The sequence below is a fragment of the Bradyrhizobium yuanmingense genome (assembly GCF_025200905.1).
GTDB classification, from domain to species: domain Bacteria; phylum Pseudomonadota; class Alphaproteobacteria; order Rhizobiales; family Xanthobacteraceae; genus Bradyrhizobium; species Bradyrhizobium yuanmingense.
The window spans coordinates 7,555,908-7,576,876 of record NZ_CP104173.1; the positions used below are offsets into that span (position 1 = coordinate 7,555,908).

Below are 20,969 nucleotides of genomic sequence, written 5' to 3' on the forward strand. Positions count from 1 at the left end.
CCCGACCCCGGCCTCACGCATGAATTGACAACGGCGTCACCGAACCGTAGTAACCGCCTCCGTGCCCCAAACGGCATGCCCAGGTGGTGGAATTGGTAGACGCGCTGGCTTCAGGTGCCAGTGGCTTAACGGCCGTGAAGGTTCGAGTCCTTTCCTGGGCACCATCCCCTGCTCAAGCGATTGAAATCGCTCATCCGCAGGACATTGAGCTGCTGACCGGTCCACGACACCGAAGCACAGCGCTCATGGCGCGCCGAATGGCCGTCGTCGCCACATCGGAAGATGCCGGCAAGGCCGGTGACCCCGAACCCGCCTAAGAGGCCTCAGTGCTCGTTGACCGCAGCGCCGAGCTTGATCAGGCTCAGCGAGCGGTTTGCCGTCTCGCGCAGGCGGCAGTAGCTCGCGCCGCCCCGGTACATGCCGGGGTCGACGTTGTCGAAGACCGCGCAGAGGCGATCACGCGAGGCGGCGAAAACTTTCTGCGAGTCATTGACGGCCTTGATCGCGTCGGCGAACCCGCCGGCCTGAACCTTCTTCAGCGCCTCACTGGTTTTCTGCGTCCAGACGGCGAGTTCGCGCGCCGCGCAGGCCTTCCATCTGGCGACATCGTCATTCGCGCCCTCTGCCGCCTTGATGCAGGGGTCGGCGACGAGCCCGACGCAGGCACTGCCGAAACCGCCGGTTTTCTCCACCTTCTTCAGGCAGGCATCGATCACGGCAAGGTCGGCTGGCGCGGTGCTCTGGGCGGTGTCTTGGGCGAAAGCCATCGATGCCAGCGGGAGGCCTGCGGCGAGAATCGCGGCGGCAAGCTTGAATTTCACGGGAGATCTCCGTTCGGCGCATCGATGCAACCTTGGTCACCTGAGGCCCGGCGTGGGTTCACCCGAATGTGGAGCAGGAGCCGTTCCTCACACCACCTTCTTCCCGGTCCGCTCCGCCACCGCCTTCTGCACGTCATATCTGGAAACCATCTGGGCGGCTCCGCAACGACGACCGTGCATTTGACACGCCGGCAGACGCCCGGAGTGTCGCCATGATCCGCTCGATGTCGGCTGGGCGCCGAATACGGAAAGCCACGACGAGCAAAGCGGGCTGGGCTGCTAGGCCGCGACGCGGCTAATCCGACGGCTTGACGCCGAGATCGCCCAGGATGCGGAGCATCACGTCGCTGTCGCGCTTGAAGATCCGATTCGTCGTTTCGAAATCGGCCGGCGATGACAGGATGAAGTTGTTCAGCATCTGCTGAACTTTCGGATCGGTTCCGGCTTGGATCAGCAGCGGCGAGAGGCGATCGACGATATCCCGCGGCGTGCCGGACGGCACCGCAAACGTGGTGAAGGGACGCAGATTGTAGAAGTCGCCGACGGCGCCTTGCTCGGTCATGGTCGGCGTATCCGGATGGGGCGGCAGGCGGGTGCCGACCACGCCGATCAGGTTGCCGGTGCCGGCCTGGATGACGGGCGCGGCTGCGGCATAGCTCCCGGCGGCGCCATCAAGCGTCTGTCCGGCGACGTCATTCCACATCGGCGCCTCGCCGCGATACTGGATGACCTGAACCTTGATGCCGTATTGCTTGGCGATCGTCTCGATCAGGACGTGCGGCGTCGAGCCCACGCCGTAGGATCCCCAGTTCACGCTGCCGACTTTCTTGCAGTATTCGATGAACTCGCGCAGGTTGGTCGCACCGGTCTTCTTCGCCGCCACGACCGGACCGCCAGCGCCGATGACCATCGTCAGATAGGTAAAATCATTTTCGGGATCGTAGGGCAGGTCTCTTACCGTGACGCGGTTCTGGATCAGCGACGACGAGATCGTGCACAGGATGGTGGTGCCGTCCGGATCGGCGCGTTTCGCTTCTGCCACGCCGATGACGCCGCCGGCGCCGCCCTTGTTCTCGACGATGACCGGCTTGCCCACCTGCCGCGCCAGGAAGTCGCCGAACGCGCGCGCGATGCCGTCGGTCTGGCCGCCCGGTGGATAGGGCACGATGATCCTGATCGATTTGGACGGCCACGCGGATTGCGCCTCGGTCCTTACAGCCGGCGCGCACAACGCGACGGCCGAACCCATCACGAATGTTCGTCGTGTCAGCTTTCTCATTTCCCGCCCTTGGTCGTGTTGTTTCTTGTCGAGTCGCGAGGACCGATCGGATGAAACTAGCGAAGAACGTGGCTGCGTGACGTGCGGCACTGTGTCCGCAACAAAGCAGGTGACTTCCACCACGCGGAAAACGCATTCGGACGGCGGCTCCTCTCCCCCTCACACCACCCGCTTCCCCGTCCGCTCCGCCACCGCCTTCTGCACGAAGTACATCATCACCAGCGTGACGATCGTCGTGGTCACGACGACGTAGCCGATCCGGTCGAAATGGAGTAGCGCGCCGTCCGCGCCTTGGGCGATGATCGCGCTGGCGAGCACCGAGCCGAGCCCGCCGGACAGTTGCTGGAGCGAGGCGCTGACCGCGCTGAACGAGCCGCGCTGGCCGGGCTCCGGGATCGCCGACATCAGCGCCTGCGAGGGGATCATGCGCGAGAAGATGCCGACGAACATCAGCACGTTGACGATGATTGCGGTCGCGAGCGAGACGTGGCCGAGATGGGTGTAGATCAGCACCATGAGGACGGTCATGGCGCAGCCGAACACGAAGGTCGGATATTTGCCGAACGCGTCGCTGGCGCGGCCGACCAGCGGTCCCGTGACGATGCTGAACAGGCCGGAGACGAGATAGATCGTCGGCAGATGCGTGATGTCGATGCCGAGATTGTGCACGGTGTAGGCGCTGGAGAACGGCATCAGCATGTAGCCGCCGGTCGCCAGCAGCGTCGTGACGGCGAAGGCGAGCGTGTAGCGCGGCTCACCGACCGTCGCGACCAGATGGCGGAACGGGTTTCTGTCCTGTTTCAGCTTCAGATGCGCGTCGATCGGCTCCATGGCAAAGGCGATGATGGCGATCGTCACGATCGACAGCACGACGATGGCGATGAAGCAGACATGCCAGCTCCAATAATTGGCGAGAAACAGGCCGGCGGGAATGCCGAGCACCTGGCTGGCGGCGAACGCGGTCTGGATGATTCCCATCACGCGGCCGCGCATCTGCAACGAGAACAGGTCGGTGATGATGGCGAGCACGACCGCGCCGATCACGCCGCCGAACAATCCGGTCACGATCCGGCCGATCAGCAGCACATGGTAGTTCGGCGCCACCGCGCACAGCAGCGTGCCGAGCGTGAAGCCGACATAGAAGAACAGCAGGAGGCGCTTGCGATCGAAACGATCGGCAAAGCCGGCGGCGAGGATGCCCGATAGTCCCGCACTGAACGCGTAGGCCGATACGGCAACGCCGAACTGCCCCGCCGTGATGCCGAGCGCGGGCATCAGGATAGCGCCGAGCGGCGACATGATGATGAAATCGAGGATGATCGTGAACTGCGTCAGCGCCAGCTGCGCGATGAGGAGCGCCTGGTAGCGCGAAAATCCGCGCGGACGCTGGTCGTCGATCGGCGCAGCGAGCGTTGGTTCGGTCATGGCACCTGATTCAGGGTGGGCCCCCCGGCGAGGGAAACTGGCAGATAGGGTGGGTCGGGACGATGTCCACGGCACGCGAAGCAAAAGTTCTGCCGGGATAGGAAGCTCGCGCCGGATTGTGGGATCCGAGCAACAGCGCCTGAGGCGAAAGCCGTCCCACCTTCCCAGGCAAATTAAGTCGCCTTTAGTGAATGTTCCCATAGGGTTGGCCGTCCAATTTCCTGCTCCCCCGGCCGAATGCCGGTCATGTCACGGCAAGTCAGAGCGTTTTCGGATGGAGCAGCGTGCCTCCCAGTATGATCCTGGCCTGTCCGAGCCGTCGGCGGCCCGGACCCTCGTCATCGACCTCGAAGGCGCGCTGCTGCGTTCCGAGCTGCTGATGGAGGCGCTGTTCTCCAGCCCCGGCCGCATGCTGGCGCGCTTCGGTGCGGGCGGACGGGCGGGGATGGCGGCGCTCACGGCGATCCTGGCGCGAGCCGAAATCGACTACGCCCATCTGCCCTATGATTCCGATGTGATGAACCGGGCGCTGGCGGCACGGGCGCGCGGCGAGAAGATCTATCTCGTCGCGGATCGGCTCGCCGCTCATGCCGCGGCGATCGCAGCGCATCTCGGCTTCGATGGCGTCGTCACGCACGCCGATCTCGCGGCGGGGCGCGTGCCGTTCGATTGTGCCTCCATCACGCGCATCGAAAATCGCGAGGTCCGCAGAGCCGGCCTCGCCACCTGGGTGAAAGCGCTGCGGGTTCATCAATACGCCAAGAACACGCTGGTGTTCGTGCCTGCGCTCACGGCGCATCAGCTGAACCTTTCGACCCTCGGCTACGCGCTGCTCGCATTCCTGGCGTTCTCGGCCTGCGCCTCGGGCGCCTATCTGATGAACGATCTGCTCGATCTCGCCGCCGACCGGCAGCATCCGAGCAAGCGCCACCGCGCGCTCGCGGCCGGCGATTTGCCGATCTCGTCGGCGCTGTCGGCCATTCCTGCATTGTGGTTGTTCGCGCTTGCCGCCAGCCTCTGTATCTCGCCGCTGTTTCTCGGCGTGCTCGGCCTCTATCTCGCCACCACGATCGCCTATTCGCTCGTGCTCAAGCGCAAGATGCTGGTCGACATCGTCACGCTCGCCGGCCTCTACACGCTTCGCATCGTCGCCGGCGCAGTCGGCGTCGGCGTGGTGCTGTCGGAATGGCTGTTGATCTTCTCGCTGTTCGTGTTCACCTCGCTCGCTCTGATCAAGCGCTTCAGCGAGCTCAGCCTGCGCGAGAGCGTGGGCCTCGCCGATCCCTCCAACCGCGACTATCGCGTCACCGACCTTAACGTCATCGCCGCGATGGCGGCGGCAAGCGCCATGAACGCCGTGACCGTGTTCTCGCTCTACGTCTCGTCCTCGGCGGTGACGCCGCTCTACAGCCGGCCCTGGATGCTGTGGCTGCTCACGCCGCTGCTGCTGTACTGGTTCGGACGTGCGCTGATGATGGCGCATCGCCGCGAGATGCCGGACGATCCGATCCTATACGCGTTCCGGGACGGCCCCAGCCGCACCGCTGTCGCGGCGATGATCTGCATCATGCTCGCCGCGATCTGACCGACCCGTAAGATCACGGCCGCTTGCGTGACCTGCTGCGACTGGCTACATCGCCATCCATTCGACTAAAGCGCGATGCGATTAAGATGAATCGTCATCGCGCTTTAGGTTATTGGTTGAGCATGATCTTTTCGGAAAACCGCTGCACACTTTTCCGGATCATGCTCTAGCCTATGATATCGACGCACCGATTCGACCCGAGGTTTTCATGACCGTACGCCTGCACCGCGGCGACCTGCCCGACCTGTCCCGCTACACCGGAGCGGTGGCGATCGACACCGAGACCATGGGGCTGAACCCGCACCGCGACCGGCTCTGTGTGGTGCAGCTCTCGCCCGGCGACGGCAGCGCCGACGTGGTGCAGATCCCCAAGGGCCACACCGACGCGCCGAACCTGAAGGCGCTGCTCGCCAATCCGGCGGTCACGAAGATCTTCCACTTCGCGCGGTTCGATGTCGCGGTGCTGTACCAGACCTTCGGCGTCATGACCGGGCCGATTTATTGCACCAAGATTGCCTCCCGCCTGACCCGCACCTACACCGACCGCCACGGTCTCAAGGACCTCGTCCGCGAGGTGCTCAACATTGACCTCTCCAAGCAGCAGCAGTCCAGCGACTGGGGTTCCGACAGCCTGAGCGAGCCGCAGCTCGCCTACGCCGCCTCCGACGTGCTGCATCTGCATGCCTTGCGCGAGCGGCTGGACGCCATGCTGGTGCGGGAAGGCCGCAGCCAGCTGGCGCAGGCCTGTTTCGACTTCCTGCCGACCCGCGCCCTACTGGACCTCCAGGGCTGGGCGGAAGAGGACATTTTCGCGCACTCCTGAAGGCCCCGCGCGGCGGTTGGCCCCGGGGTTGCCGCCCCGTTTCGGACACTTTCGTAACGGCCTGTCGCCGGCTGCATATTTGGGCGGCGCCGGATAGAATGGGGTGCCGCCTCGACCGGACATGGCGAGCGATATGTCAGGAGCCAGGTAAGCAGGAACCCAGGTGAACTCGGCCCAGAACCCCGCCTACGACGCCGCGCTTGCGGCGAAGTTCGCCAGCGCGGCGCGCCACAGCCGCCTGGTGCGGATTCTGCGCATCGCAGTCCCGGGTGCGGTGCTGCTGTCCATGGCCGCCATCGTCGGCGTCTCGATCTTCAATCCGTTCCGCATGCTGATGCCGAAGCTGCCGCTCGACTCCGGAAATCTGGTGGTGTCGGGCACCAAGATCACGATGGAATCGCCGCACCTCGCCGGCTACACGCCGGACCAGCGGCCCTACGAGCTCTGGGCCAAGACCGCGACGCAGGACATCACCGATCCCGATCATGTCGATCTCAATGACCTGCGTGCGAAAGTGCTGATGGAGGATAAGTCGACCCTGTTCCTCGATGCCCGCACCGGCCGCTTCGACAACAAGCAGCAGCAGCTCGATCTGCGCAAGGATATCTTGCTGCGCACCTCGACCGGCTACGAGGCCCGGCTGAACTCGGCCTTCGTCGACATGGGCAAGGGCACGGTCTCCTCGGACGAGCGCGTCGACGTCAAGCTGACCAATGGCACGCTGAGTGCGGATCGCCTGCGGATTACCGAAGGCGGTGACGTCATCCGCTTCGAGGGCAATGTGGTGATGCATCTGGACAAGCTGGATGAACCCGCCGCTGCTCAGCCTGGACCTACCGAGCCTGCGCCGACGAAGACGCGCACGCCTCAGAACAAGTCTGCCAATTCGAAGTGATTTTCATGATGAAGTTCTTCTCGCGCAACGACAACAGGCGCAGCGCGATCGTCAGCGCAGCCGCGCTTGCCTTTGGTGTCTTGATCGCATCCGGTGAAGGCCGCACGCAGAGTTCGGCGACTGCGCCCAACAACGCGCTGCAGGGCTTTACGCAAAACCGCGATCAGCCAATTCAGATCGAAGCGGCCTCGCTCGAGATGCGCGACAAGAAGAAGGAGGCGACCTTCTCCGGTAATGTGAAGGTCGTGCAGGGCGACACCACCATGACCTCGAAGACGCTGGTGGTGTTTTACGATTCGGGCGGCGGCGACAAGCCGGCCGCGCCGCAGCCTGCGGCGAAAGCGACCAAGAGCGGGCCGATGCAGTCGGCGCAGCCGGGTCCGGGCGGCAGCTCCTCGATCAAGCGGCTCGAGGCGCGCGGCAATGTCGTGGTCACCCAGAAGGACCAGGTGGTGACGGGGGAGACCGCCGTGTTCGACACCAAGACCAACCTGATCACCATGTTCGGCGGGGGCTCGGGCCAAGTCGTCATGACCCAGTGCAAGAACGTCATGCGGGGCGATCGGCTGACTGTCGATATGACGACCGGCGTGTCACGTGTGGAATCCGACAGCGGCCGGGTTCAGGTCCTGCTGCCGCAGGGCTCCAGCAATGATTGCGGTTCGGGCAAGCCCGGCGGCGCGCCGCCTTTGCAGTTACCCGGTGCAAGTAAACCAAAATGAATTCAACGGCTTGGTTCTGATGCGGCCGAACCGAGGGTTGAAGCCTGCCCGGCGAGCCTGTATCTAGCGCGCAGGGCTTTCGAAGCGGGTCCGCCGCTTTTCGGGCGTGTTTCACTGGGCATGAGACATTCCTTCACCCATGCTGCGTCGGCCAATCGCTCAGGCTGGCGCGACAGATCGCGCGGATTTCGCGCAAGACGACGCCAAAGGCTAGAAGGCGGGGATGGTCGATCTCTTCAGCATGTTCCGTCGGCGCCCCGCCAAGCGCGGCCGGCCAGGATTTGCGCGTCAGGACATCACTGCGCTCGGGGACAGCGTCGGCGGCCTCGTGCCCAGTCCCGTCAGGGACACGCCGATTGCCCGCGACCAGCCCCGCGGGCCCGACCAGTTCCAAGGTGACTACACGGGCGACTACGAGGCCGACTATCAGGCCGAGCCGCGTCCGCAGGCGGTTCATCCCGTCCGAACGGCCGCCAGGTCCAACGGTGCCGGCGCGCCGCAGCTGTTGAAGCGGCCCGGCTTCCTGGCTGTGCATAGTGTGGAAAAGGCCTTCGGCAGCCGCCAGGTGGTGCGCGGCGTCAGCATCTATGTGCGTCGCGGCGAGGCCGTCGGCCTGCTCGGCCCGAACGGCGCCGGCAAGACCACCGTGTTCTACATGATCACCGGCCTGATCAAGGCCGATCGCGGCGCGATCGAGCTCGACGGCCACGACGTCACCAAGCTGCCGATGTATCAGCGCGCGCGGCTCGGCATCGGCTATCTGCCGCAGGAAGCCTCGATCTTCCGCGGCCTCACCGTCGAGCAGAACATCCGCGCCGTGCTCGAAGTGGTCGAGCCCTCGCGCAAGAAGCGCGAGCAGCAGCTCGACTCGCTGCTCGACGAGTTCAACATCACGCGCTTGCGGAAATCACCGTCGATCGCGCTGTCCGGCGGCGAGCGTCGCCGCGTCGAAATCGCGCGCGCGCTGGCGACGCGGCCGAACTACATGCTGCTCGACGAGCCCTTCGCCGGCATCGACCCGATCGCGGTCGGCGACATCCAGGACCTCGTCCGCCATCTCACCAATCGCGGCATCGGCGTGCTGATTACCGACCACAATGTCCGCGAGACGCTCGGCCTCACCGACCGTGCCTATATCGTCTATGCCGGGGAAATCTTGACCGAGGGAACCCCGGATGAGATCGTTGCCGATCCGGACGTGCGCCGCCTTTACCTTGGCGAGGAATTCCGCCTCTAGCCCTTTTTTCCAATTCGTCAAGACGTGTACATCGGGCTGAGACTAGGATAAGCAAAAATCGGACCAACTTTTGGGATCGGTTCTTGCTTCATGGCGCTTACGCAGAGATTAGAGTTCCGGCAATCGCAGTCGCTGGTCATGACGCCGCAGCTGATGCAGGCGATCAAGCTGCTGCAATTGTCTAATCTCGATCTCACGACCTTCGTGGAGGAGGAGCTCGAGCGAAACCCGCTGCTGGAACGCGCCAGTGACGAGGCCCCCGCGGGCGAAGCTTCGGCCGAGGCGGCCAATTACGGCGATTCCGACGGCCAGAACGACGGTCCGGGCGAGGACGGCTTCGGCGGCAGCGCGGAAGGCTTCGAGCCGGGCCAGGAAGAATGGATGAGCAAGGATCTCGGCACCCGCGCCGAGATCGAGCAGACCCTGGACACCGGCCTCGACAACGTCTTCTCCGAGGAGCCGGCCGAGGCGGCCGCGCGCAACGCTCAGGATGCCGCGCCGACCACCTATACCGAATGGGGCGGCGGCGCCTCCGGTGACGAAGACTACAATCTCGAAGCTTTTGTCGCGGCCGAGACGACGTTGTCGGGCCATCTCGCCGAGCAGCTCTCGGTCGCCTTCACCGCGCCCGCGCAACGCATGATCGGCCAGTACCTGATCGACCTCGTCGACGAGGCCGGCTATCTGCCGCCCGATCTCGGCCAAGCCGCCGAGCGTCTCGGCGCGTCGCAAGCCGAGGTCGAAAGCGTCCTCGCCGTGCTGCAAAAATTCGATCCGCCCGGGGTCTGCGCGCGTTCCTTAAGCGAATGCCTGGCGATCCAGCTGCGCGAGCTCGACCGCTACGACCCCGCGATGCAGGCGCTGGTCGAGCATCTCGATCTGCTCGCCAAGCGCGACATCGCGGCTCTTCGCAAGATCTGCGGCGTCGACGACGAGGACATCGCCGACATGATCGGCGAGATCCGCCGCCTCAATCCCAAGCCCGGCATGAAGTTCGGCTCGGCGCGCCTGCAGACCATGGTGCCCGACGTCTATGTCCGCCCGGGTCCCGACGGCGGCTGGCATGTCGAGCTCAACAGCGACACCTTGCCGCGCGTGCTGGTCAACCAGACCTATTATTCCGAGCTTTCGAAGAAGATCGGCAAGGACGGCGACAAGTCCTATTTCACGGATGCGTTGCAGAACGCGACCTGGCTCGTGCGCGCGCTCGACCAGCGCGCCCGCACCATCCTGAAAGTGGCGACCGAGATCGTGCGCCAGCAGGACGGGTTCTTCACCCACGGTGTCGCCCATTTGCGCCCGCTCAATTTGAAGGCCGTCGCCGACGCTATCCAGATGCACGAATCCACGGTGTCGCGTGTCACCGCCAACAAATACATGGCGACCAACCGCGGCACGTTCGAGCTGAAATATTTCTTCACGGCCTCGATCGCCTCGGCCGACGGGGGCGAAGCGCATTCGGCGGAAGCGGTGCGTCACCACATCAAGCAGCTGATCGATTCGGAGGAGCCCTCCGCGATCCTGTCGGACGACACCATCGTGGAACGCTTGCGCGCCTCGGGCATTGATATTGCCCGCCGCACGGTCGCGAAGTACCGCGAAGCCATGCGCATACCTTCCTCGGTGCAACGCCGCCGCGACAAGCAGAGCGCTCTTGGTAACGTCCTCTCTACCGCCTTGTCCGATCGCTCCCGCAATCCCGAACCGGCCTGATTGCGCTGGCGCCAAATCGCGCTACTCTCGATGCCCCATCGAGACCGATCCAAGCTGGGCACCAACCAAGCGAGGCATCACATGACTCTCAGAATCTCGGGAAAGAGCATCAGCGTCGGCGAGGCGCTGCGCGGCCGCGTTGCCGACCGCACCGACGAGGTGCTGCGCAAATATTTCGACGGCAATTATTCCGGCCACATCACGCTGAGCAAGGACGGCTTCGGCTTTCGCACCGATTGCGCCCTGCATCTCGATTCGGGAATCACGCTGGAAGCCGATTCGAACGCACCGGATGCCTATGCCAGTGCCGATCAGGCGCTGGTGATGATCGAGAAGCGGCTGCGGCGCTACAAGAACCGGCTCAAGGACCGCTCCGCGCGCAAGGCCCATGCCGCCTCCGAGGCGATGGCTGCGCTCGACGCCACCAGCTATGTGCTGGAAGCGCCCGGAGAGGGCGAAGAGGAAGTCGCCGGCTACAGCCCCGTCATCATCGCGGAGCAAACCACGTCGCTGAAGCGGCTCTCGGTCAGCGAAGCCGTCATGGAACTCGATCTCAGCGGGGCACCCTGCCTGGTATTCCAGCATGGCTCGTCCGGTCGGGTGAACATCATTTACCGCAGGGCGGACGGCAATGTGGGTTGGATCGACCCGCCGGGAGCCAAGGTGGACGGCCAAGGCGGTGGCTAGGCCCGCCAGCCGGCGCCCGTACCATCCCGGCCCTTAACAATGACGGGGGCAAAGCCGCACGCGGGAGTTGGCACCGGGATTGCGTTGGAGTAGAAGCCCCCCACATCTGGATCGGGGCTAAGTCCGCCTCCTGCTTCATGTTATTGACGCCGGCCGAGCTTGGTCTATCAAGCTGGCCAAATCGGAACCTGACGGTTTAATTCACCTCGGAAAGCTTCCATGCCGATTACCGATCTGGTCGCACCCGAGGCGATTCTCCCGGCATTGAAAGTCAACAGCAAGAAGCAGGCGCTGCAGGAGCTGGCGGCCAAGGCCGCCGAGCTGACCGGGCAGAACGAGCGCTCGGTGTTCGAGGTGCTGCTGCAGCGGGAGAAGCTCGGCACCACCGCGGTCGGCTATGGCGTCGCCATTCCGCACGGCAAGCTGCCCAAGCTGGAGAAGATCTTCGGCCTGTTCGCGCGGCTCGATCGTCCGATCGACTTCGAGGCGATGGACGGCCAGCCGGTCGATCTCGTCTTCCTGCTGCTGGCCCCCGAAGGCGCCGGCGCCGATCACCTCAAGGCGCTCGCCCGCATCGCCCGTCTGCTGCGCGACCAGGACATCGCCAAGAAGCTCCGCGCCTCGCGCGATGCGCAGGCGATTTATTCCGTGCTGGCGCTGCCGCCGGCAACGGCGGCGTAACCTTTCTTTTTTCCGCCCGGCAAGGGCCCAATCGTGTCTCGCACCTGATTGTGAGGGCGGCGTCCCGTCATGCCACCTTGATCTCAAAGGTAGAAGGTAGGACAATCTTCCCGCCTGAGACGCACGGCACAGTGGGCGGCGCCAAAATCCGCTGAGAGCCGTTCGAAGCCGTGGACCGAGCGGACGTGACTGGGAATGGAATGACGCCGTTGCGCCTCGCCGCCGCGGCGGGAGAGCGGCTCTGGGAATCAGGCCTCGACCGGCCGATGCCCGCGGTAGGCGCGCGTGCGAAGGCGCTCGTAGTGCACGGTGTGGGAAGATCCGCCGCGCTTCAGGCGGTCCGCTCATGACCAGCCTGCACGATTCCGAGGAGGACGCCAGCGCGATCTGGACAGCGCCCCGCGTCGGCGTGGAGAAGCTCGCCAGAATCGTGATGCGTGGCTCGATCACCGTCAACGTGATCGCGTCGATGGGTGTCTTCAACCCCGCGCTGCTTCCCGCAGAATGGAGCTTCGTGCAACAGGCCGTTGCGCTTCTGATGTGGGTCATCCTGATCTACGCCAGTGCCTTCGTGCGACCCTGCCTGCGCGTGCAGCCAAATCCCGATTTCATCGCGCTGGTCGCATTCTATGCTCTCGCCGCTGTCTCCGTGCTCTGGACCGGCCTCGCCACCGCGGCGATCATGAAGAGCGCGGCCCTCGTGATGACGACCTTCGGTGCGTACTGCCTGATCACGCGGATCGACATTGACGAGATCGTCGGAGCGACGGCGCTGGGGCTCTTCATCTTGGTCGCCGCCTCGGCCCTGTGTGCGGTTTTCGTGCCCGAGATCGGCGTCGATCAGAGCTGGATGCACAACGGCCAGTGGCAGGGAATCTACGAATCGAAGCAGACCCTCGGCTTCATCAGCGCCTATCTGATGTTCTTTGCCTGCTATCAGAAGATGACGGGCCAGGGCTGGACAGTTTTTCTGCTTACGTTTCTCCTGGCATCGACATGCGTCATCGCCTCGGAATCGCGTGGTGCCGGTGCCGTTGCAATTGCCGCCGGTGCACTGCTCATGACCTCCCTATGGTCGATCCGCTGCATGAGGATTTACGCGGTGCTGCCGGTCGTCATGTGCATCCTGGCTGCGCTCCTGATCCTGTATTTCTACGTCACGGGCTACGATTCCATCCATCTCGGCGAATCGACCATCAATTTGACCGAGCGAACCTTCATCTGGCAGTACGCCATCGGCCATTTCGACGATGCGCCGCTGCTGGGCTTCGGCATCAACGGGTTCTGGACGCGCCCTGCGATTTACGACTATTTCAACCAGAACCACGGCTGGGTGCTGGACAATTATCATAGCGGCTACATTGCGGTGGCAATGGAAACCGGATTCCTGGGATACGTGCTGTTCGTGGCGAGCGTCTATCTGTTCTCGGAAAAGGTCCTGTACCTGATCGACACGCGGTCGATCGATCGTCGCCACTGCGCTCTCATCATCGGATTCGTCGTCCTCAGCTTTCAATCGAATTTCACGGAGACGATGTTCCTTCGCTCGACCATGTTCACCTCGGTGCTGCTCGTCGCATTCTTCTTCGCAGTGTGCCGGCCGGTGCCGCAGCAGGGCCTGCAGCAATGATGGGGCAGGCGGGATGAATGCCATCTGCGTCCGCTGGGCTGTAACTTTCGGTCTCGCAATGACGCTATCCGTGCTTGCAATCTGCTCCCCGGCAGAAGCAGCCGGACAGGCCGCGTCCGCGCCCCCAAAACTGGGGCGCGGCATCAACATCCTCGGCTATGACGGCATTTGGGAGGGAGGCCGGAACGCGCCATTTCGTCTGGACAACCTCACCGCGATCAGGCGCGCCGGGTTCTCGCACGTCCGGATCAATTTCTTCGGCTTCAAGTTCATGGACCCGGAGAATGCGCTGGATGAGATCGTCTTGAGGCGGCTCGATGCCGTGATCGAGGAGGTGCTCGCCCGAAATCTCATCCCCATCCTGGACGAGCACGATACCCATATCTGTCAGCGCGACGTCTCCGCGTGCGCCGGGAAGCTGAAAGCGTTCTGGACGCAAATCGCCGCGCGCTATGCCGGAAAATATCCGAGGCTCGTCTTCGAGGTGCTCAATGAGCCGGGCGGGCAGATGACGTCCGCCGCCTGGAACGCCCTTCTGAACGAATGTCTCGGCATCATCCGCGCCACCAACCCCCGGCGGCCCGTGATCGCCGCGGTTCTCAACGTCGACGAGATGCCCGTCGAGGACCTGGTCCTGCCGTCAGATGACCGAAACATCATCGTCACGTTCCACTATTACGCGCCGATCCGTTTCACCCATCAGGGCGCACCGTGGTCGCCGACGTTCTCGCAAATAGGCCCGCTTGATTGGGGCACGCCGGAGGACGAACGGAAGGCGCGCGCCGATTTCGACAAGATCCGGTCCTGGTCCGAACGGGAGAAGCGTCCGATCTATCTCGGTGAGTTCGGCGTATACGAGGCCGCGCCAGCCGAAGCACGGACGAGATATCTGTCGTTCGTGGCGCGAAGCGCGGAGCGGCTCGGCTGGGCCTGGGCCTATTGGCAATTCGATCATGATTTCGCAGCCTTCGACAGCGCGCGTCAAAGCTGGAAGCCCGAGATCATGCGGGCGCTGATTCCGCCGGGGCGCTGAGGCGGCGGGCGTGACCTGAACTCAGCCGCGCCGGCGTGAAGCCATCCGACGATCGGACAGTTCAGCCTGGAGCGCCGTCATCAAGCTTAAGGCGCCGTGTTGCGGCGCGTTGTGATCAAACAGTATCGAAGTACCAAATGTATCGGAGTGTTGCTCCTCGAATACAGCGCGCGGAGGCCGGCCGATGTACCTTACCGGAGATTTCTATCGCTGATTGCTTCGGGGGTGACGAATGAAACGACTGCTGCTGGCGACGTCGGCTCTGATTGTCGCAGGCTCCGCTCAAGGTGCCGATCTGGGAGCTCGTCCCTACACGAAAGCGCCGGTTGCGGCGGCCGTGCCTTTCAGTTGGACCGGCTGCTATGTCGGGGGTCATGTCGGCGGCGGTGCGAGCCGAACGGGCTTCACGGATCCCGGCATCGGAACGGGGGCGGTCATCTCGCCTGCAATGACTATAGGCAGTGTGCCTGGTGATCGCATTGGGGTGAACGGAGACGTCGGAATTGTAGGAGGCGTTCAGGTAGGTTGCGACTACCAATTTGCCAGCAATTGGGTGCTCGGGATCGCCGGCGATTTCACGGCCACCGATCTTCACGGCACCGCCAACGATCCCTTCTTCGCCGGAAAGACCGGCGCGCCCGCCACTCTATCGAGCCGCACCGACTGGATCGCCAGCGTCACGGGTCGGGTCGGCTACACATGGGATCGCTTGCTCGTTTATGGCAAGGGCGGCGTCGGGTTTGCGCATGACCGATACAATCTGAACAATTTCTCGTCGATTGGCGGCTTCTTTTGTCCCGGTGTGGGATTCCTCGTTTTTGAGCCCTGCAATTCAAGCGCCAGCACCGATCGTGTCGGCTGGGTGGCAGGTGCCGGTGTCGAGTGGGCCTTCGCCCCGAACTGGTCGGCCTTGGTCGAGTACACTCACTACGGCTTCGACAGCAAGCGCGTGGGATTCGCCAATCCAGCCGCCGCCACCACCGCGTTGATCGATATTCGTCAGGACATCGATATCGTGAAGGTAGGTATCAACTATCGGTTCGGCGGGTCACCCGTCGTCGCGAAGTACTGATTGATCGCTTAAGCAGACAAAGGGAGCGGCCGGGGCTCAACCTCGCGCCGCTTCCATGCGATTCACGATCCGCTGCCCGATCGGGCTCTTCAACCAGGCCTGGAAACCGGGCCGGTCCCAGATCATCCGACGCAATACCAGAAGCGATCCATCCGTATGCGATCGCACCGGTTTTTCGGGTTCGGGCTCGAGCGTCCATCCGAGCTTGGACAGATATTGAATGGTCGTCTGATTGCGCTCCAGCACGAACGCGCGGATGCGGCTCAGCTTGAGATCGTCGAACACGAACCTGAGCAGCGGAATGAAGGTGTTCACCGTCGCTCCGGCATTGCGGTGCTCCTTTTCTCCGATCACGGCGCTGACGAGCGCCTCGCTCGCCGCCGCGTTGATGTCGAGGCGGATGAAGCCGACATGGATGCGGCTGCCGCGCTCGAATATCCCGAGCAGGAGCCGTTCGCGCTGATCGAAGGATTTGATGTAGTCGGCGATCTCCGCCTTGGTCATCGCGCGCGGTGACGTGTTGAGGACATGCACGGTCCAGGGATCGGACAACCAGTCCGCCCAGCGCTGCGAGGCGTCATCGCGCTTGATGGTGCGCAGAAAATAGCGCCCGGCCGGAAACCACAATTGCTGCTTGGGCAGACGTTCGACTTTCGGCGGCATGCCGCATCTAAGCAGTTTCGAGTCGGACGATCAATTTGGATGGCGCAACGTGCAGGCCTCGAGCGGCGACGCCTTCGTGGGCGCCGCTTCCGCACGTCAGCAGACCGTCGGCAGCAGGCGCCGGACTTCGTCGAGCAGTTCGGGGACCGCCCTCTTGTCACCCGCGAGGTGCTTGAGCAGCGCACTCTGGAACAGACCGTCGAACAGCGCGTAGAGCGCGCCTGGCGACGACGCCGGCCGCTTGCCGCCGAGCTCGGCATAGCGAGAGGCAATGCGCCAGATCATCGCTTCCAGGCTCTTGTCGATCTCGAGGACATCCTTGCGAAACGCCGCCTCGAACATCGCCTGCGAGCGCAAATCGTACCAAAGCCGGTGCATGCGGGCTTCGTTCTGCAGCGTTGCTGCGAGCTTGGCGAGGAAGCCCTCCGTCAATTCGTCGCGGCTCATCGCTGTCGCGACGACCTCGTCATAGCGCGTCACGCACTTGGCCTTGTAGTGGCGAACGCAGCAGCAGATCAGGTCGAGCTTGTCGCTGAAATAATAGTGGAACACGCCGTGCGTGAACGCCGAGTTCTGCGCGATCTCCCGCAGGCTGGTCCGGGCGAAGCCGAGCTCTCCAAGCGTTTCGAGCGCGGCCTCGGCAAGCTCGATGCGTCGCGCGTTGAACTTGTCGTCCCGCACGATCTCCGCCACGGCCTCTCGCTTCGCCGCTCCTGTCGCTTGCCGGGCCATCGTCGCGCTGTCTCCCGTCTCTTGGTCACCACGATCACGTCGTCGGTCATCGTCTACAGACCATCCTCTTTGACAACTGTCAAATTTTTTCCTTGACAACTGTCAAGTTCCGGGAGGAGTGTGCGCGTCAAGAAATTTGGACAGTCGTCAAGACGTCAGCAAACGGAGGAAATGCACCCGCCGGCGCCGCGCCGCCGGAACGGACTCGCATGCCGTTGCGCAACCGCGCCAGCACCGTGCTGCCAATCGCAGCGCGCACCGATCATCAGCGAACAGATCAGTCCAACAGATCAGTCCAAGCAAAGGGAGGACGTGCGATGAGTGAGAAGAGTCTTGATGGCCGCAAAGCCCTGGTCACCGGCGGAGCCCGCGGGATAGGAGCGGCTATTGCAGAAGCACTGGCGCGCTCCGGTGCGGCGGTCATGATCGGCGACATTCTCGATGACGCCGGCAAGGATAGCGCCGGCAAGATCGCCAGGCTCGGTGCGAAGACCGGCTTCGTGCATCTCGATGTCGCCGACGATGCGCAGTGGGAGAAAGCGACTGCTGCGACGGTCGCCACCCTCGGCGGCTACGACATCCTCATCAACAATGCCGGCATCGAGATCACGTCGCTGGTCAGCGAGATCAGGGCCGAGGATGCGCGGCGGATGTGCGACGTCAACATCGTCGGCACCGTGCTCGGCATGAAGCACGCCTTCCGCGCGATGCGGCCGGGTGGACCGGCGGGCAAAGGCGGCGCGGTCGTCAACATCGCGTCTGTCGCGGCGACGATCGCCTTCCCGAGCATCGCGGTCTATTCCGGCACGAAATCCGCGGTCGATCGCATGACGCGGGTCGCGGCGATGGAGGCCGGCAAGCTCGGTTATGGCGTGCGCGTCAACTGCATCTATCCTGGCTTGATCCCGACCGACATGGGCCTGCAGCTCGCCAACGACATCGTCAAGATCGGTCTCGCGCCCGACGTCAACGCCGCGGTCGGCTCGGTGGTGGAGCAGACGCCTCTCGGCAAGCTCGCGGAGGTCGGCGACATCGCCAATGCTGCGGTGTTCCTGTGCTCGAACGAAGCCCGCTTCATCACCGGCATCGGACTGCCGGTCGATGGCGGCATGGGAATGTGAGCTGCAAACCCGACAACGACATTTCGGAGGAACGACAATGAGCGCGAAGAAGCCCGTCATCGTCTATGGCGCGTCCGGCTACACCGGCCGGCTGGTCTGCGAATACTTGCGCGAGTACAACATCCCCTTCATCGCCGCCGGGCGCAGCGCGGAGAAGCTCAACGCCGCCATGAAGGCGAACGTGGCCGGCATCGAGACCGCCGACTACGAGGTGGTGGAAGTGCCGCATACCGTGAGCGCACTGACGGAGTTGTTCAACGGTGCCTCGGTGGTGCTCAACACCGTGGGTCCCTTCGCCAGGTTCGGCGCCGAGGTGGTGCAGGCCTGCTGGGCGTCCCGATGCCACTACACCGACACGACAGGCGAGCAGGACTGGCTGATCACGCTCGAGCAGGAATGGGGTACGAAGTTCGCCAATGCCGGCCTGCTGCTCGCGCCTGGAATCGCGCAGATGTACACCACCGGCGAGATCGCCGCGCAGCTGTGCCTGGAGACGCCCGGCCTCGATACGCTCGATATCGCCGTGTTCTGGGGCGGTAGCCCGACCATCGCCTCGACGCAGACCATCCTGGTCAACGCCGCGATGGCAAAGGCCTACTATCTGGAGCAGAACAAGTATGTCGAGCATCAGGTGGATGCCGGTCTCTACAACCTCGCCATCCCCGGCCAGCATGAGCTCGCACTGGCGCTGCCCTGGGGCGGCACCTCGCACCCGGTGTGGTTCAAGCGCGATCCGCGCGTGGCCAACGTGAAGGTGCTGGGCGGTGTGTTCAACCGCGCGCTGATGCTGGGCGTGCCGCAGATCGTCGCCGCTGCGCTGGACGCGACCAAGGACATGAACCCCGATGACCGCTACGCCGCGTTGGCGCAGACCGCCGCCGGCGTGATGAACACCATGCCGCCGCGCGAGAACCCGCGCGTCAACAAGTCGCTGGATTCGGTGCATGCCTCCGGCCCATTGGGGCGCGCGCACTGCGTCATCAACGGCAACAGCAATTACAAGCAGACCGGCCTGCTGCAGGCCTATGCCGCAGCTCACCTGCTGCAGCAGCCGCCCAAGCGCGTGGGCTTCGCCTCCGGTTGCCAGGCGTTCGGTCATCACGAGCTGCTCGGCCAGCTGCGCAGCTTCGGGCTGGTCAGCAGACCGATCCTCACCGTGCACGACTGAGCAAGATCACGGGTGGCGCGGCCGCGCGCCACCCGCCAGCTGCTTCCGGGATTGATCATGCGCTTCATCGATTACCTCGACAAAGGTGCCTCGCTCGGCCCCGATGCGCCGTGCCTGACCATGGACGGGCGCGATCTCAGCTACCGCGAGGTGCAGTTGCTGAGCTATCGCGTCGCGCGCGGGCTCGCGCGGTCGGGTATTGCTGCCGGCGAGAAGGTCGCAATCCTTTCCGGCAACGATCCGGTCGCGTTTGCATGCGTGTTCGGCATTTCCCGCGCGGGCTCGGTTTGGTGCCCGATCAATCCGCGCAACGAGGCTGCCGAAAACCGGCTCATCCTCGACCAATTCGACTGCAGCCTGCTGCTGTTTCACTCGAGCTTCGCGCCGATGGTCGAGGCGGTGCGTGCAGAGCTGCCGAAGCTGCGTGTCCTCGTCTGCCTCGATGCCGAATTGCCCTTCGCGCCCTCGTTCGACAGCTGGCTCGCGGGCCTGTCCGCCGACCGATATCAACGCGAGACGGTCGACGATCTCGCGATGCTTCCCGGCACCGGCGGCACCACCGGAAAGCCGAAGGGAGTCATGCTGTCGGGTCGCAACATCGAGGCCATGACGGCACTGACGCTGATGGGCTATCCCTTCAAGGGTCGTCCGGTCTATCTCGCGCTCGCGCCGTTGACCCATGCGGCCGGTGTGCTGTGTTTCCCGATCATGGCGCTCGGCGGCCGCATCGTGATCATGCATCACCCCGGCGGCCGGTGTGCTGTGTTTCCCGATCATGGCGCTCGGCGGCCGCATCGTGATCATGCATCACCCCGACATCGCCGAATTCCTCGAATTGATCGAGCGCTACCATGTCACGCACACCTTCCTGCCGCCGACATTGATCTACATGCTGCTCGATCATCCCAAGCTCGACTCGGCGAAGCTCGGGTCTCTGCAATGCTTCTGGTACGGCGCGGCACCGATCTCGGCCGCACGGCTTGCGGAGGCGCTCCGGCGCATCGGGCCCATGGCGCAGTTGTTCGGTCAGACTGAAGCGCCGATGATGATCTCGATGATGGCACCGGATGAGCATTACAATGCCGATGGCACGATCGCGATGGAGCGCCTCGCCTCGGCGGGGCGGATCAGCCCGTTGGTGCAGGCCGGCATCATGGATGGCGACGGCAATTTGCTGCCGACCGGCTCACGCGGCGAGATCGTGGTTCGCGGCTCGCTGGTGATGGAAGGCTACTACAAAAATCCCGAAGCCACGGCGGAGGCCTCCGCGCATGGCTGGCACCACACCGGCGACATCGGCTACATCGACGACGATGGCTACCTCTACATCGTCGATCGCGCCAAGGACATGATCATCACCGGCGGGTTCAACGTCTATTCGATCGAGGTCGAGAACGCGCTGCGGGCGCATGAGGCGGTACAGGATTGCGCCGTGATCGGCCTTCCGGACGAGAAATGGGGTGAGCGTATCGTTGCCGTGGTGCAGCCCCGTGCCGGCCAGAGCGTCGATGCGACGGCGCTGGCGGCCTTCGTCAAGCAGCGGATCGGCAGCGTCAAGACACCGAAGCAGATCGAAGTCTGGGACGATCTGCCGCGCTCCAAGGTCGGCAAGGTGCTGAAGCCGGATATCCGTGGGCGGCTGGCAGGTCGCTCAGGCGGCTAGCTAAAGCATGATCCGGAAA

The 20,969-nt window shown here is 63.9% G+C and carries 19 protein-coding genes, 1 tRNA gene and 1 pseudogene; 16 read left to right on the forward strand and 5 right to left on the reverse strand.

Annotated elements, in window-relative coordinates; translation table 11 throughout:
- The first annotated feature begins 77 nt into the window (after positions 1-77).
- Positions 78-164: transfer RNA gene (locus N2605_RS35035), tRNA-Leu, on the forward strand.
- 159 nt (positions 165-323) lie between these two features.
- Here N2605_RS35035 and N2605_RS35040 read toward each other — a convergent pair.
- From N2605_RS35040 to N2605_RS35050, 3 genes are all read right to left on the reverse strand, one after another.
- Positions 324-821: a lysozyme inhibitor LprI family protein gene (locus N2605_RS35040; protein WP_057030568.1), complete on the reverse strand. Its 498-nt coding sequence runs from the start codon at positions 819-821 to the stop codon at positions 324-326.
- 295 nt (positions 822-1,116) lie between these two features.
- The gene (locus N2605_RS35045) at positions 1,117-2,070 is read right to left on the reverse strand and encodes a Bug family tripartite tricarboxylate transporter substrate binding protein (RefSeq protein WP_050995914.1); all 954 of its coding nucleotides are present in this window, start codon (positions 2,068-2,070) and stop codon (positions 1,117-1,119) included.
- A 189-nt stretch (positions 2,071-2,259) separates the two neighbouring features.
- Positions 2,260-3,525, reverse strand: a complete 1,266-nt coding sequence (locus N2605_RS35050) for an MFS transporter (protein ID WP_260345241.1) — start codon at positions 3,523-3,525, stop codon at positions 2,260-2,262.
- Positions 3,526-3,799: 274 nt separating this feature from the next.
- On the opposite strand from N2605_RS35050, the gene N2605_RS35055 reads away from it, so the two are divergent.
- The 11 genes from N2605_RS35055 to N2605_RS35105 all read left to right on the forward strand — a co-directional run bounded on the left by N2605_RS35055 (position 3,800) and on the right by N2605_RS35105 (position 15,603).
- Positions 3,800-5,110 carry a UbiA family prenyltransferase gene (locus N2605_RS35055; RefSeq protein WP_260345243.1) on the forward strand — a complete coding sequence of 437 codons (1,311 nt, stop codon included), beginning with the start codon at positions 3,800-3,802 and terminating at the stop codon, positions 5,108-5,110.
- A gap of 208 nt (positions 5,111-5,318) precedes the next feature.
- Complete coding sequence (locus N2605_RS35060; RefSeq protein WP_225113827.1) at positions 5,319-5,933, forward strand: ribonuclease D; 615 nt, start codon at positions 5,319-5,321, stop codon at positions 5,931-5,933.
- Positions 5,934-6,096: 163 nt separating this feature from the next.
- Positions 6,097-6,828: an LPS export ABC transporter periplasmic protein LptC gene (gene lptC, locus N2605_RS35065; RefSeq protein WP_260345245.1), complete on the forward strand. Its 732-nt coding sequence runs from the start codon at positions 6,097-6,099 to the stop codon at positions 6,826-6,828.
- 5 nt (positions 6,829-6,833) lie between these two features.
- The gene (locus N2605_RS35070; protein WP_260345246.1) at positions 6,834-7,550 is read left to right on the forward strand and encodes an LptA/OstA family protein; all 717 of its coding nucleotides are present in this window, start codon (positions 6,834-6,836) and stop codon (positions 7,548-7,550) included.
- A gap of 223 nt (positions 7,551-7,773) precedes the next feature.
- Positions 7,774-8,787 (forward strand): LPS export ABC transporter ATP-binding protein, encoded by a 1,014-nt coding sequence (lptB, locus tag N2605_RS35075; RefSeq protein WP_036024403.1) that lies wholly within the window; start codon positions 7,774-7,776, stop codon positions 8,785-8,787.
- A 90-nt stretch (positions 8,788-8,877) separates the two neighbouring features.
- Complete coding sequence (gene rpoN, locus N2605_RS35080) at positions 8,878-10,500, forward strand: RNA polymerase factor sigma-54 (RefSeq protein WP_260345247.1); 1,623 nt, start codon at positions 8,878-8,880, stop codon at positions 10,498-10,500.
- A gap of 81 nt (positions 10,501-10,581) precedes the next feature.
- Positions 10,582-11,187, forward strand: a complete 606-nt coding sequence (gene hpf, locus N2605_RS35085) for a ribosome hibernation-promoting factor, HPF/YfiA family (RefSeq protein WP_036009184.1) — start codon at positions 10,582-10,584, stop codon at positions 11,185-11,187.
- Between the two features lie 219 nt (positions 11,188-11,406).
- Complete coding sequence (gene ptsN / locus N2605_RS35090) at positions 11,407-11,868, forward strand: PTS IIA-like nitrogen regulatory protein PtsN (RefSeq protein ID WP_008141251.1); 462 nt, start codon at positions 11,407-11,409, stop codon at positions 11,866-11,868.
- Positions 11,869-12,214: 346 nt separating this feature from the next.
- Positions 12,215-13,498, forward strand: a complete 1,284-nt coding sequence (locus N2605_RS35095) for an O-antigen ligase family protein (RefSeq protein WP_260345254.1) — start codon at positions 12,215-12,217, stop codon at positions 13,496-13,498.
- Positions 13,499-13,511: 13 nt separating this feature from the next.
- A complete protein-coding gene (locus N2605_RS35100) occupies positions 13,512-14,531 on the forward strand; it encodes a glycoside hydrolase family 5 protein (protein WP_260345255.1) in 1,020 nt (339 codons plus the stop codon).
- Positions 14,532-14,763: 232 nt separating this feature from the next.
- Positions 14,764-15,603 carry an outer membrane protein gene (locus N2605_RS35105; protein ID WP_260345256.1) on the forward strand — a complete coding sequence of 280 codons (840 nt, stop codon included), beginning with the start codon at positions 14,764-14,766 and terminating at the stop codon, positions 15,601-15,603.
- 36 nt (positions 15,604-15,639) lie between these two features.
- Here the strand turns inward: N2605_RS35105 and N2605_RS35110 are convergent, their stop codons facing one another.
- Together N2605_RS35110 and N2605_RS35115 are read right to left on the reverse strand one after the other, a co-directional pair.
- Positions 15,640-16,266 (reverse strand): GNAT family N-acetyltransferase, encoded by a 627-nt coding sequence (locus tag N2605_RS35110; RefSeq protein ID WP_036009173.1) that lies wholly within the window; start codon positions 16,264-16,266, stop codon positions 15,640-15,642.
- Positions 16,267-16,362: 96 nt separating this feature from the next.
- Entirely contained in the window at positions 16,363-16,998 is a 636-nt protein-coding gene (locus N2605_RS35115) for a TetR/AcrR family transcriptional regulator (protein ID WP_260345259.1), read from the reverse strand.
- A 317-nt stretch (positions 16,999-17,315) separates the two neighbouring features.
- Between N2605_RS35115 and N2605_RS35120 the strand changes: the two genes are divergently transcribed.
- The 4 genes and pseudogenes from N2605_RS35120 (at position 17,316) to N2605_RS35135 (ending at position 20,950) form a co-directional block, all read left to right on the forward strand.
- The gene (locus N2605_RS35120; protein ID WP_260345260.1) at positions 17,316-18,119 is read left to right on the forward strand and encodes an SDR family NAD(P)-dependent oxidoreductase; all 804 of its coding nucleotides are present in this window, start codon (positions 17,316-17,318) and stop codon (positions 18,117-18,119) included.
- 37 nt (positions 18,120-18,156) lie between these two features.
- Positions 18,157-19,287: a DUF5938 domain-containing protein gene (locus N2605_RS35125; protein WP_036009171.1), complete on the forward strand. Its 1,131-nt coding sequence runs from the start codon at positions 18,157-18,159 to the stop codon at positions 19,285-19,287.
- Between the two features lie 120 nt (positions 19,288-19,407).
- Positions 19,408-19,920, forward strand: a pseudogene (locus N2605_RS35130) (AMP-binding protein); the annotation flags it as partial.
- Between the two features lie 169 nt (positions 19,921-20,089).
- Complete coding sequence (locus N2605_RS35135) at positions 20,090-20,950, forward strand: AMP-binding protein (protein WP_260345261.1); 861 nt, start codon at positions 20,090-20,092, stop codon at positions 20,948-20,950.
- The last annotated feature ends 19 nt before the right edge of the window (positions 20,951-20,969 follow it).